The sequence below is a fragment of the Bradyrhizobium sp. Y36 genome, assembly GCF_002531575.1.
GTDB lineage: Bacteria > Pseudomonadota > Alphaproteobacteria > Rhizobiales > Xanthobacteraceae > Bradyrhizobium.
Map to the genome: position 1 here is coordinate 1 of NZ_NWTI01000019.1, position 12,144 is coordinate 12,144.

At 64.2% G+C, this 12,144-nt stretch carries 11 protein-coding genes; 2 read left to right on the plus strand and 9 right to left on the minus strand.

The window, feature by feature from the left end; translation table 11 throughout:
• Positions 1-730: 730 nt before the first annotated feature.
• Both hpnH and ispH read right to left on the minus strand, forming a co-directional pair.
• The gene (gene hpnH, locus CO669_RS26375; RefSeq protein WP_097662869.1) at positions 731-1,891 is read right to left on the minus strand and encodes an adenosyl-hopene transferase HpnH; all 1,161 of its coding nucleotides are present in this window, start codon (positions 1,889-1,891) and stop codon (positions 731-733) included.
• A gap of 36 nt (positions 1,892-1,927) precedes the next feature.
• Positions 1,928-2,854 (minus strand): 4-hydroxy-3-methylbut-2-enyl diphosphate reductase, encoded by a 927-nt coding sequence (ispH, locus tag CO669_RS26380; RefSeq protein ID WP_097662870.1) that lies wholly within the window; start codon positions 2,852-2,854, stop codon positions 1,928-1,930.
• Positions 2,855-3,316: 462 nt separating this feature from the next.
• Between ispH and hpnN the strand changes: the two genes are divergently transcribed.
• Positions 3,317-5,905 carry a hopanoid transporter HpnN gene (gene hpnN / locus CO669_RS26385; RefSeq protein WP_097662871.1) on the plus strand — a complete coding sequence of 863 codons (2,589 nt, stop codon included), beginning with the start codon at positions 3,317-3,319 and terminating at the stop codon, positions 5,903-5,905.
• Here hpnN and CO669_RS26390 read toward each other — a convergent pair.
• Entirely contained in the window at positions 5,873-6,505 is a 633-nt protein-coding gene (locus CO669_RS26390; RefSeq protein ID WP_198964273.1) for a DUF2147 domain-containing protein, read from the minus strand. The genes hpnN and CO669_RS26390 overlap by 33 nt on opposite strands.
• Positions 6,506-6,646: 141 nt before the next feature.
• Here CO669_RS26390 and hpnO point away from each other — a divergent pair, with 141 nt between their 5' ends.
• A complete protein-coding gene (gene hpnO, locus CO669_RS26395; RefSeq protein ID WP_097662873.1) occupies positions 6,647-8,038 on the plus strand; it encodes an aminobacteriohopanetriol synthase HpnO in 1,392 nt (463 codons plus the stop codon).
• A 75-nt stretch (positions 8,039-8,113) separates the two neighbouring features.
• Here the strand turns inward: hpnO and CO669_RS26400 are convergent, their stop codons facing one another.
• From CO669_RS26400 to CO669_RS26425, 6 genes are all read right to left on the minus strand, one after another.
• The gene (locus tag CO669_RS26400; protein ID WP_097662874.1) at positions 8,114-8,722 is read right to left on the minus strand and encodes a hypothetical protein; all 609 of its coding nucleotides are present in this window, start codon (positions 8,720-8,722) and stop codon (positions 8,114-8,116) included.
• 222 nt (positions 8,723-8,944) lie between these two features.
• Positions 8,945-9,130, minus strand: coding sequence for a hypothetical protein (locus tag CO669_RS26405; RefSeq protein WP_097662875.1), 186 nt, complete (start codon positions 9,128-9,130; stop codon positions 8,945-8,947).
• Positions 9,131-9,234: 104 nt separating this feature from the next.
• The gene (locus tag CO669_RS26410; RefSeq protein WP_097662876.1) at positions 9,235-10,002 is read right to left on the minus strand and encodes an anti-sigma factor family protein; all 768 of its coding nucleotides are present in this window, start codon (positions 10,000-10,002) and stop codon (positions 9,235-9,237) included.
• Complete coding sequence (locus CO669_RS26415; protein ID WP_198964287.1) at positions 9,999-10,547, minus strand: sigma-70 family RNA polymerase sigma factor; 549 nt, start codon at positions 10,545-10,547, stop codon at positions 9,999-10,001. The genes CO669_RS26410 and CO669_RS26415 overlap by 4 nt, the downstream gene beginning before the upstream one ends.
• A 142-nt stretch (positions 10,548-10,689) precedes the next feature.
• Positions 10,690-11,025 carry a cupredoxin domain-containing protein gene (locus CO669_RS26420; RefSeq protein WP_097663016.1) on the minus strand — a complete coding sequence of 112 codons (336 nt, stop codon included), beginning with the start codon at positions 11,023-11,025 and terminating at the stop codon, positions 10,690-10,692.
• Positions 11,026-11,041: 16 nt separating this feature from the next.
• Positions 11,042-11,986 carry a metallophosphoesterase family protein gene (locus CO669_RS26425; protein WP_097662878.1) on the minus strand — a complete coding sequence of 315 codons (945 nt, stop codon included), beginning with the start codon at positions 11,984-11,986 and terminating at the stop codon, positions 11,042-11,044.
• Positions 11,987-12,144: the final 158 nt, after the last annotated feature.

The window sequence follows — 12,144 nt, forward strand, 5'->3', positions numbered from 1 at the left end:
CCACCCCGTGTGCATTTTCGTCGCGCACGGATCTCGGGTGCCGCCGGCGCCCGGCCTTCCCTGCGCCCTCTGGTAATTGATGGGCGCAAGCAACGAAGCAAAGCTCGGGCGAAACAAGCCGCGAGAATGCGAACCCACGTCTGTCACCACACACTCACTGTCATCGCCCGCCTTGTGCGCACTTGCGCACTGGGGCGGGCGATCCAGTATTCCAGAGACGGCTGTGATTGAACCGAGAAGCCGCGGCGTACTGGATTCCCCGCCTTCGCGGGGAATGACAGTGTTATTGGAGAACGAGATATCGCCTCATACTCCGTCATTGCGAGCGCAGCGACGTGTCCGCCGAAGCCTCGGCGAAGGCGGAAGCAATCCAGAATTTTCTCCGCAGAGGCAGTCTGGATTGCTTCGTCGCATCTGCGCAAAATTGCTACGCAATTTTGTCGCTGAGCTCCTCGCAATGACGGCGTGGAGAGAGCAAGCGACACACTCGCGCCGCGTGCCCCGGACGCAGCGCAGCGTCCCTTCGACGGTGCGCTGCAGAGCCGGGGCCCATGAATCGACACGGCTCGCGGCTGCTGGGTCCCGGCTCTGCGCAGCAGCGCTATGGAAGCGCTGCAGCGCGTCCGGGACATGGTCGGCACAACGGTCCGCAAAGACAAAGGCCCACAAAAGAAAAGGCCCGGTCGCGATCGCGGCCGGGCCTTCGTGGTGAGAGTTGATCGTGCGCGCTTTACGCCGCTGTCGAAGCCTTCTGTGCGGCCTTCGCGGCAGCGGCTTCGGCCTCGTCCTTGCGGATCTCCGACAGGCGCTTCTGCACTTCCGCCGAGAAGATGTACTGCGCCGGGCGCTGCTTGCTCATGTCGATCTCCGGCGCCATCGGACCGGAGGTCCTGATGCCGCGCAGCGACACCCACATCGCCTTCAGCGGGTTGTTGAGAGCCGCCGTCGCCGCGGTCGGCTCGTAACCGCAATGGGCCATACAGTCGGCGCACTTCTCGTAACGACCGGTGCCGTAGGTCTCCCAGTCGGTGGTCTCCATCAGCTCCTTGAAGGTCTTGGCGTAGCCTTCACCGAGCAGGTAGCAGGGCTTCTGCCAGCCGAAGATGTTGCGCGCGGGCATGCCCCAGGGCGTGCACTCGTATTCCTGGTTGCCGGCGAGGAAGTCCAGGAACAGGCCGGAATGCATGAAGTTCCACTTCTTGCCCTTGCCCATCGCGAAGACGTCGCGGAACAGCTTCTTGGTCTTGGTGCGGTTGAGGAAGTGCTCCTGGTCCGGCGCGCGCTCATAGGCGTAGCCCGGCGACATCGAGACGCCGACGCCGAGCTCGACGGTGAGGTCGAGGAATTTGGCGATCTCCTCGGCCGGGTGGCCGTCGAAGATGGTGGCGTTGACGTTGACGGTGAAGCCGCGCGCCTTGGCCGCCTTGATCGCGGACACCGCACGGTCGAACACGCCCTTCTGCGACACCGCCTTGTCGTGGTGGTCACGCAGGCCGTCGAGATGGACGGAGAAGAACAGGTAAGGGGAGGGCTCGAACAGATCGAGCTTCTTCTCGAGCAGCAGCGCGTTGGTGCAGAGCGAGACGAACTTCTTGCGCGCGACGAGGCCGCGCACGATCTCGCCGATCTCCTTGTGGATCAGCGGCTCGCCGCCGGGAATCGCGACCATCGGCGCGCCGCACTCGTCGGCGGCGTCCCAGCACTCCTGTGCGGTCATGCGGCGGTTGAGGATCGCATCCGGGTAATCGATCTTGCCGCAGCCGACGCAGGCGAGGTTGCAGCGGAACAGCGGCTCCAGCATCAGCACGAGCGGATAGCGCTTGCGGCCAAGCAGTTTCTGCTTGAGCAAATAGCCGCCGATACGCATTTCCTTGAAGAAGGGGATAGCCATTACAAAGTTTCTTTCTGGGCTTTGAATTCAGGTGGGTCAGCTCGCAGCCAATTGGGCCGGAAGCCGGAATTCGATGTTTTCCTCGCGGCCCGGCAGCACCTGGACCTTGACCGGTCCGATCCGCCGCATCGCTTCGATCACGTCATCCACGAGTACCTCAGGCGCCGAAGCGCCGGCCGTAACACCGACCGTCCTCGCACTCTTCAACCACTCCGGATTGAGCTCGCTGCCGTCGGCAATCAAATAACTCGCGACGCCGGCCTCGGTGCCGATTTCGCGAAGCCGGTTCGAATTCGAGCTGTTGGCAGCGCCCACCACCAAGATCACGTCGACCAGCTTGCTCAAGTCCCTTACCGCAGATTGGCGGTTCTGTGTCGCATAGCAGATATCCCGGATATCCGGACCTTGAATATCTGTAAAGCGCGCCTTGAGGGCGGCGATGATGTCCTTGGTGTCGTCCACCGACAGGGTGGTCTGGGTAATATAGGCCACTGGCCGATCCGCGGGCAGGGTGAGGGCCTTAACCTCTTGAACGCTTTGAACAAGCAGCACGGGGGCGGGAACCTGGCCCATCGTGCCCTCGACCTCGGGGTGCCCGGCATGGCCGATCAGGATCAGCGTGCGGCCGGTGCCGACGTAGCGCTTCCCCTGATTGTGAACTTTCGTGACCAGGGGACAGGTCGCATCGAGCACCGGAAGGCTGCGTGCGGCGGCCTCTTCCTCGACGGTGCGGGCGACGCCATGGGCGCTGAAAACCGTGACCGCCTTCGGTGGAACCTCGGACAGCTCCTCGACGAAGATCGCGCCTTTGGCTTTCAGGCTCTCGACGACGTATTTGTTGTGCACGATCTCGTGGCGCACGTAGACGGGCGGGCCGTATTTCTCCAGCGCCCGTTCCACGATCTCGATCGCACGCACCACGCCCGCGCAGAAGCCGCGCGGTTGCGCCAGATAAACTTCCATGGGACGCCCGTCACGCAAGTTGCACCAATCCGCTTTCCAGTTCCCGGCGGCACCCGATACTGACCAATGAGTTGCAATATCCGCACCATTGGTTCGCGCACGCGGTAGCCACCCACCCCCGTGGGGCTCCGGCGCATGGAGGCGCAATTCTTTGTGTCAAAAAATCGGCAGCAAGGAAAGGTCGAATGAAACCGTTAGCCCCGGACGCGGTTGATTCCAAGGTATTATAGTAGGGGGGTGGGTGCCGGCAAGACGTGCGACACAGCTGCTCAACCTTTCGTCACTTTCCCGCCTCAACTCCCCGGCTATACCGACCGCCCCGCATGAATTTGCCCGGTCTCCCGCCATTTACTTCGAACCTTGTTCCCGGGAGAGCCACCCAAAACAGCAATAGGTTTCGCCCGGGAACTCCGATAAACAGCGGGCGTTTCCGGCAAGCTGTTAACCGCAGAAAGAAAAGAAGTGCTGCAAAGCGTCGTCGTTGCCATCGTCAGGGCCTGCACCCGGTTTGCCTCCCTCGTCGTCGTTCTCGGGCTGCTGCTCTCGGTGGCTGCGGGCTATTACGCGTCCCAGCACTTTGCCATCAACACCGACATCAATTCGCTGATTTCTCAAAACCTCGACTGGCGCAAGCGTGACCAGCAATTCGACAAGGCATTCGACCAGAATGAGCTCATCCTTGCCGTGGTCGAAGCCCGAACGCCGGAGATGGCGAGCGCCGCCTCGGACGCGCTCTTTGCCAGGCTGAAGGGCGACAAGACCAATTTCCAGTCGATGCAGCAGCTCGGCAGCGGCGAGTTCTTCGAAAGAAACGGCCTGCTGTTCCTGCCGACCGAGGAGGTCGGCAAGATCACCGGCCAGTTCGAATCCGCAGCGCCCCTGATCGAAATCATGGCCGGCGATCCCTCGATCCGCGGTCTGACCGGCGCACTGGAGACGGGACTTGCCGGCGTCAAGCGCGGCCAGGTCAAGCTCGACAACACCGCGCGGCCTTTCAACCAGATCGCAGAGACCGTCGAGACCGTGCTGGGCAAGGGCAATGCGAGCTTCTCGTGGCGCGGGCTCGTCAGCGACGAGCCGCTGTCGGACAGCGACAAGCGCGCCTTCATCGAGTTCAAGCCGATCCTCGACTACAATGCGCTCGAGCCCGGCAAGGATGCCACCGACGCGATCCGCAAGGCCGCGGCCGATCTCGATTTTCCGACCAAGTACCAGGCGCGGGTGCGGCTGACCGGCCCAATTCCGATCGCCAACGAGGAATACGCCACCGTCCAGGAGGGCGCCGTCATCAACGGCGTCGGCACGGTTCTCGTCGTGCTGGTCATCCTGTGGCTCGCGCTGCACTCGTCGAAGATCATCTTCGCCGTGTTCGTCAATCTGTTCGTCGGTCTTGCGATCACGACCGCAGCCGGCCTGATGATGGTCGGATCGTTCAATCTGCTGTCGATCGCGTTCGCGGTGCTGTTCGTCGGTCTCGGCGTCGATTTCGGCATCCAGTACAGCGTCCGTTATCGCTCCGAGCGCTACAAGCACAACGATCTCGCGGGCGCGCTGGTGCTGGCGGCGAAGCGCTCGGCGGTGCCGCTGTCGCTCGCGGCGATGGCGACGGCCGCCGGCTTCCTCTGCTTCATGCCGACCGACTACAAGGGCATCGCCGAGCTCGGCCAGATCGCCGGCGTCGGCATGCTGGTGGCGTTCCTGTCGTCGATCACCGTCCTGCCGGCCATGCTGAAGCTCCTGAACCCGCCCGGCGAGAAGGAGCCGGTCGGCTATGCCTTCCTGGCGCCGGTCGATCACTTCCTGGAGAAGCACCGCGTGCTGGTCGTGGGCGGCACGCTGCTGCTCGCGCTCGCCGGCCTGCCGCTGCTCTATTTCATGAAGTTCGACTTCAACCCGATGAACCTGCGCAATCCGAAGGCCGAATCGATCGCGACCTTCCTCGATCTGCGCAAGGATCCCAACACCGGCGCCAATGCCATCAACGTGATGGTCACGTCCGAGGAGCAGGCAAAGCAGGTCGAGGCGAAGCTGGAGAAGGTGCCCGAAGTGCTGCGGGTGATGTCGCTCGACAGTTTCGTGCCGCAGGACCAGCCGCCGAAGCTGAAGCTGATCGCGCAGGGCGCCAAGGTGCTGGGCCCCGCGCTCAATCCCGAGCAGATCGACGAGGCGCCGACCGACAAGGAGAACGTCGAGTCGCTGAAATCCTCGGTCGACAATCTCAGGCGGACTGCGGGTAACGAGAAGGGCGCGGGCGCCGTCGCCTCGCGCCGCCTGGCGGACGCGCTCGAGAAGCTCGCCAACGGCGACGAGGCCACGCGCAACAAGGCGCAGGACGTGTTCGTCGCGCCGTTGAAGATTGCGTTCGGCCAGCTCCGGAACGCGATCCAGGCCGAGACGGTCACCCTGAAGTCGCTGCCGCCGGAACTCGTCAGCGCCTGGAAGAGCAAGGACGGCATCATCCGCATCGAGGCGCTGCCCAAGGGCGATCCCAACGACAACGACACGCTGCGCAAATTCGCGGCGGCGGTGCTCGTCGCCGAGCCGACCGCGATCGGCGGGCCAGTCTCGATCCTGAAATCCGGCGATACCGTGGTGCGGGCGTTCATCCACGCCGGCATCTATGCGCTGCTGGTGATCGGCCTCCTGCTCTGGATCACGCTGCGCCGCTTCGTCGACGTGCTGATGACGCTGGTGCCGCTCCTGGTTGCGGGCGCGGTGACGCTCGAGATCTGCGTGTTGATCGGCCTGCCGCTCAACTTCGCCAACATCGTCGCGTTCCCGCTGCTGCTCGGCGTCGGCGTCGCCTTCAAGATCTATTATGTCGTCGCCTGGCGCTCGGGCAGGACAAACCTGCTGCAGACCAGCCTGACGCGCGCGATCTTCTTCAGCGCGCTGACGACCGCGACCGCGTTCGGCAGCCTGTGGCTGTCGAGCCATCCCGGCACGTCCAGCATGGGCAAGCTGCTTGCCCTCTCGCTGGTGACGACGCTCGCGGCCGTGCTGCTGTTTCAGCCGGCCCTAATGGGCAAACCCCGCAATCTCAGGGAGTAGGCAGATGTCGCCGACCGGATCAGTGGCGCCCTTCTGACCGGGCTTGGCGGCGCCGGCGGGCTTCGGGGCTGCAGGTGCGGGCGCGGGCGCGGCGGCGACCGTCGTGCCTGCAGCTTTGGGCGCCGCACCGGCGGGCTTCGCTGCGCTCTTGGCCATGGCATTGGCCGGGCTCAAGGGAATCGGCGGTCCAACGCGGGTCCAGGTCTCGCCTCCGCACAGGAATCCCATCACGCAGCCCTTGATTTCGAGCTGGTCGGTCCCGACAGGCGTGATGGTCGCGCTGTAAATCTGGCCGTCCTGGGCGTTGTAGACCTGTCCTTCCCACTGATCGGCGCCGGGCTTCTTCTTCATGTCGATCAGCGTCGCCATGCCCAGGGTGGGCCTGTTCTTTTTCGAGACATCCGGATTGTTCTCGTCACGCCCGCCGGGCTGCTTTTCCCAGGCAACGGCGCCCCACATGCTGCCATTGCATTGGGCGACACGGATGTTGGCGACGCCGTCGGCGACGCGCCAGTCGCCGGTGGGATCGGCGGCGAGCGCCGGGGTCAGGCAGGCGTAACCGCCAGCCAGTATTAGTCCGGTGTAAAGGGCTAAACGCATGATAGTTCCTCGGCAGTGCAACATGGTTTAAAGCTGTGCTTGCGAAGATGGTCCGAAAAAGGGCAAAAGGCCGCACAGACCGTTTTCAGTGACGGTCCCTTTTCAGTTGACGACACGACCCTCAACCGAAGTATGTAACGGATGCACAGCCCAAATCCAGACATGTCTCAGCTATTCGCGGACCGTCAGGCCCAGCGCAGCACCCTGCATAATCGGTATCTGAACGAGCAGTTCGTTCGGGTCCTCAAGACCATCGGCTACGATGTCGGCTTCCAGAAGGGGCAGGGGCAGTATCTCTACGATCGCGACGGCGCGCGCTATCTCGACCTGTTGTCCGGCTTTGGCGTGTTTGCGATCGGCCGCAATCATCCGGTCATGCGCGAGGCGCTCAAGAGCGTGCTCGATGCCGACCTGCCCAACCTCGTCCAGTTCGACGTCTCGGTGCTCGCCGGCGTGCTGGCCGAGCGGCTGCTGAAATACGTTCCCTATCTCGACAAGGCGTTCTTCGCCAATTCGGGCGCCGAATGCGTCGAAGCCGCGATCAAGTTCGCGCGCGGCGCGACGGGCCGTCCCGGCATCGTCTATTGCGCCCACGGCTATCACGGCCTGACCTATGGCGCGCTGTCGCTGACCGGTGATTCGAACTTCCGCACCGGCTTCGAGCCGCTGCTGCCGGGCTGCACCTCGATCCCGTTCAACGATCTGGCCGCGCTGGAAAAGGCGCTGGCCTCGCGCGAGGTCGCGGCCTTCGTCGTCGAGCCGATCCAGGGCAAGGGCGTCAACATGCCCACCGACGAGTTCCTTCCGGGCGCTGCCGCACTCTGCAAGAAATACGGCACGCTGTTCGTCGCCGACGAGATCCAGACCGGCATGGGCCGCACCGGCCGCTTCCTCGCGGTCGAGCACTGGAACGTCGAGCCCGACATGGTGCTGCTGTCGAAGTCGCTGTCCGGCGGCCACGTGCCTGTCGGCGCGGTGCTGACGCGCAAGGCCATCTTCGACAAGATCTTCAACCAGATGGACCGCGCGGTGGTGCACGGCTCCACCTTCTCCAAGAACGACCTCGCCATGGCCGCGGGCATTGCCACGCTCGATGTCATGGAGTCCGAGAAGCTGATCGAGGCCGCCGCCAAGCGCGGCGCCGAGTTGCGCCTCGCGCTGACGCGCATGGTGCCCGGCTACGAGCTGCTCAAGGAAGTGCGCGGCAAGGGCCTGATGATCGGCATCGAGTTCGGCCCGCCGAAGTCGCTGCGCCTGCGCGCCTCCTGGAACGTGCTGGAGACCGCCAACAAGGGCCTGTTCTGCCAGCTCATCACCGTCCCGCTGTTCAAGGATCACAAGATCCTGACGCAAGTCGCCGGCCACGGCAGCCATACCATCAAGCTGCTGCCGCCGCTCACCATCACGGAAGAAGACTGCACCTGGATCGAGAAGGCGTTCGACGACGTCATCGCCGGCAGCCACAAGGTCCCCGGCGCGATCTGGTCGCTCGGCAAGACGCTGGTGGACAACGCGGTGCGGCGGTCGGCGTAAGGCTGGTCGCTCAAGCGGTGATCGGCTTCTTCGCCGCTTCGATGTGATCGAACGCCATGGCGGCGTGCGTCCGCTTCAGTGCCCAAATACCGTATTGAAAAGCGGTAGAACGTCGCCGTCCTTTTCGACCGCGAGGATGGCGCGGCGTTGCATTGCATAGAGGATCGGGATGTCCATCCAGGCTCGGCTTCGGATCAGAAGCGAGTTGTTGGATGCATCTTGTGGCACAGCGGACAGGCCGATCAGGAAATGGCTGTCGTCAATTCTCACCGTCAGCGCGGCGATGGGCGCGCCTTTGGCCTGTTCGTTGACCTTCATCAGCAGGCCCATCACCTGTTTGATCTTGCCGGCCGCGAAGTCTGGGGCGACATCGATCTGCATCGTGTGAGTGGCAGGCAGCGTGGGGTCGAAATTACGCCGGATGGAGAGCGTCATCCGCAGATTTCGCGAAGGCACCTCGATGTCGCCGCGTATCGTGACGTCGCCTGACGGTGCGGCAGCATCGGTCGTCGGTTCTACCCGCCAGATGATCTTTCCGTCTGCGCGGTTACCCTTCGGATTGCTGAGATCTTCCTCGTAGAGGACGGCACGCATCGTGGTGGCGAGTCCGTCGCGGGCTGTTGCCGGCAGGGAAGCGGCGATCGTCCAGGCAAGAGCGGCGGCAAGGAAAAGAGGGCGCATCATGGCGCTGAATTAGCAGCCCCCTCCTGGCCTCGCAATCAAAAGTTGTGAGCCGGTCTTGCGGGAAGCGTCGCTCTTTCTCCGCATCCGTCTTCATCGCCGCCTCGAACTTCTCGACGTACTCGTCGCCGCCGACAGCGCTGACGGCCCAGAAGTTCAAGCTGCGATCGCCCCGGCGCGATCCGGTCGGTATGAAGGTCGGCTTGACCTTCCGCCGACTGCGCCTCAGCAACGTCCGGCGTATTCCCAGATGTGAAGCATGTTCAGCGTGAGCAGGCCGGCAAAGCCGGCAATGACGGACAGGAGCGCGAACCAGATCCATTGCTTGCGCTCCCTGAAGGCCAGCAAGGCAGCGCAGCCCGCAGCGAACATCGACGGCAGCGTGGCGCAGATAATCAATAGCGGAACCATGTCTGTCCTCCCAGTGGAGCTGCAATCTGCCGAATTGCGCTCGCGAGGACTGTGAGAGGCATCACCTCTGAACCATGACGCGGAGCTTCATCCGCTGCCGGCGGTTACCCCTCCACATTCGACTTCATGGCCGCTTCGAACTTGTCGACGAACTCGGCGAGCTCGTCGGCGCCGATGTCGCTGACGGCCCAGAAATTCAGGCCGCGCTCACCCCAGCGGCGGCAGTTGAAGCCCTGCATGGTCTGCGTCTTCGGCGGCCGGTGTTCGGTGCTCGAGGTCTGTGACACGAACAGGTTGATCACGTGCTGCCGGCGCTTGTAGACGACCGCGCCGATGGCGCGCGCGTCGATATAGTCGAGGCGGCCGCCGACCAGCGTAAAGCCCTGTGCGGTGAGGTCGATCACGGGCGGGGCGACATCCAGCTTGCCGTTGAACCAGGGCTTGACCGTGTGCTGGTCGGTGGAGACCACGTCGATGAGGTGACCGGCCTGGAGCGAGCGCAGATGCGCGGAGACGACCTCCGAGAGGATGCGCTGCTGGTCGTCCTGGCGCAGCACCACGGCGACGACGCCTGTGGCGGCGAGCGCGGAGACGGCCGAGCCCATCGCAAAGCCGCGCAGCACGGAGCGGCGGGTCGGCTGCTGGCGCTGCGGCTGCGGCAGCGAGGCCTCGATCCTGTTGCGCAGGCTGGCGGGCGCGGCGTAGCGCAAATTGGTGTCGGCGAGCACGCGCTGCATGTCGCGCTGTGCGGCCAATTCCGCAGCGCAGCCGGGGCAGCCGGCAATATGGGCTTCGACCTCGCGCGCATGGCCGGCGTCGAGCTCGCCGTCGAGCAGCGCGTGAAGCATGATCCTTGCTTCGTCGCAGGTCATCTGGAGTGCTCCTCTTCCGCCGTCCAGGCCGCGCGCAGCATGGCGCGGGCGCGGGCGAGGCGGGACATCACGGTGCCGACGGGGGCGCCGACGGCCTCGGCGATTTCACGATAGGACAAATTGTTGATCTCGCGCAGCACGAAGGTTTCCTTGAACGGTTCGGCGAGCGCGTCGATCAGCTTGCGGATGGCGCCGGCGTCGCGGCTGCGCAGCACCTCGGTTTCCGGGCTCGCTTCGCTCTCCTGCCAGATCGGCGTCTGCTCGGCGGCGCCGGGGGTATCCTCGATTGCACTGGGCCTGTGTGCGCGCCTTGCGTATTCTGCGTTGCAGACGTTGCGCAGGATCGCGAACAGCCAGGGTTTCATGGCCGGGCCGCGATAGCTGTCGAAGTGCTTCAGCGCGCGCAGGTAGCACTCCTGCACCGCATCTTCCGCATCGGAAGCGTCCCGCAGCAGGTAGCGCGCGAGCGTATAGACGTCGTCGAGATAGGGCAGCGCCGCCTCGCGGAAGCGCTGCGCCTTCTGCATATCGTCGTTGGCGGGCATCGCTCCTCGCTTTGCCTCTTGGTCCGCGCGTTGCGCTGTTTCGTCCCTGTTCGTTGTGTCGGCGCGTGTGACCGAGGGCACACGGGCCCGGCCGGCGTGGGACCACCGGCCGGGCAAGACGTTGATGCCTTGGTTGGAGACGTTACTCAACCTTGATCATCCCCGTCATGTGCGGGTGCAACGAACAAAAATATTTGTAGTCGCCCGCATTGGTGAAGGTGAACGAGAACTTGTCGTCGGTATCCAGGGTCTTGGACCTGAACTTGCCGGCCGACACCACGGTGTGCGGGATGTCGTCGCGATTGGTCCAGGTCACGGTGGTGCCGACCTTGATCTTGAGCTCGGCCGGCTGGAACACGAAATTGTCGATATGAACTTCCAGATCGTCGGCACGGGCTGTCGTTGCAGGCAGCAGGATGGCCGCGGCCAACGCGAGACCGAGGTCGACAGCGAAGTCGCGGCGGTTGAGAGTCTTCATTGTCAGCTTCCGCACCTTAGCCCTGGAGCGGCGTGTCGATGATCGCCAGCCGCTGCTCGTTCTGCTTGAAGTTGATGCTGGCAACGCCGAGCATGCTCCGGAGCCTTGCGTCCTCGACCTTCATCGGACCGGGCGAGGGGGCGGCGCCCGGCGCCGGCTGCGGGAAGGCGGTGGAGCGCGCGGTGTGGAAGGTGACGTTGCCCTCGACCTTCTGCATCACCTGGTGGATGTGTCCGTTGAGCACGGTGACCGAGCCAAAACCCTTGACGTATTCGAGCGCACGGCCGCCGTCCTCGGTGCCCCAGCCCCATTCGGGATAGACCGTCCAGAGCGGGATGTGCGCGAACAGCACGATGGGCGTCGATTTCGACTTGCCGCGCAGATCGTCCTCGAGCCAGGCGAGCTGCTCGGCGCCGAGATTGCCGAGGCCGCCGGCCTTGAGGTCGACGACGTTGACGAGGCCGACGAAGTGCACGCCGCCGGCGTCGAACGAATACCAGCCGTGGCCCTTGGTGCCGCGGCCGTAGCGCTCGCGATAGAGCTTCACCTCCTCGTCGATGAAGTCGTGCTCGCCGGGCACGTAGTGCACGTCGAGCTTGGTCTGCGAGATGATGCGCTCGGCGTTGTCGAACTCGGCGGCTTTGGACAGATGCGTGATGTCGCCGGTGTGGATCATGAAGGACGGCTTGGCCGGCATCGCGTTGATCTTGTTGACGGCCTCCTCCAGCGTACCGAGCGCGTTGGGATTGGCCGGCTTGTCGAAGCCGACATGGCTGTCGCTGATCTGCAGGAAGCTCATGCCGGGCGCCGCTGCAGTCGCGGCCTCAGCCGAATCGATGATGCCGAGCGAGCGCGGCACGCCCCCCGTGACGGTCCAGAGCACCCCGGTGCCGGCCCAGGTCATGCATTCCAGCACCTTGCGGCGGCTGACGCCGTCGCCTTCGTGATCGTGTCCGCTCATCGCAACGTCTCCACTTCACCCGGAATTGGGCTTCGGGGAGCTGATCGGGGGAGGGAGGGACTTATTCCCGGATGCGATGACGTTTTCGTGAGGCGGCTCTCATGTCCCGGACGCGCTGCAACGGTGAGATGGGCCCCGGCTCTGCGCAGCAGCGTTGC

Bases quoted from the DNA above. Each gene is read 5' to 3' on its own strand.
- CO669_RS26405 (WP_097662875.1), bottom strand. From the start codon at position 9,130: ATGGTTCCGCTATTGATTATCTGCGCCACGCTGCCGTCGATGTTCGCT.
- CO669_RS26425 (WP_097662878.1), bottom strand. From the start codon at position 11,986: ATGAGCGGACACGATCACGAAGGCGACGGCGTCAGCCGCCGCAAGGTG.
- hpnO (WP_097662873.1), top strand. From the start codon at position 6,647: ATGCACAGCCCAAATCCAGACATGTCTCAGCTATTCGCGGACCGTCAG.
- CO669_RS26390 (WP_198964273.1), bottom strand. From the start codon at position 6,505: ATGCGTTTAGCCCTTTACACCGGACTAATACTGGCTGGCGGTTACGCC.
- ispH (WP_097662870.1), bottom strand. From the start codon at position 2,854: ATGGAAGTTTATCTGGCGCAACCGCGCGGCTTCTGCGCGGGCGTGGTG.
- CO669_RS26420 (WP_097663016.1), bottom strand. From the start codon at position 11,025: ATGAAGACTCTCAACCGCCGCGACTTCGCTGTCGACCTCGGTCTCGCG.
- CO669_RS26410 (WP_097662876.1), bottom strand. From the start codon at position 10,002: ATGACCTGCGACGAAGCAAGGATCATGCTTCACGCGCTGCTCGACGGC.
- hpnH (WP_097662869.1), bottom strand. From the start codon at position 1,891: ATGGCTATCCCCTTCTTCAAGGAAATGCGTATCGGCGGCTATTTGCTC.
- CO669_RS26400 (WP_097662874.1), bottom strand. From the start codon at position 8,722: ATGATGCGCCCTCTTTTCCTTGCCGCCGCTCTTGCCTGGACGATCGCC.
- CO669_RS26415 (WP_198964287.1), bottom strand. From the start codon at position 10,547: ATGCCCGCCAACGACGATATGCAGAAGGCGCAGCGCTTCCGCGAGGCG.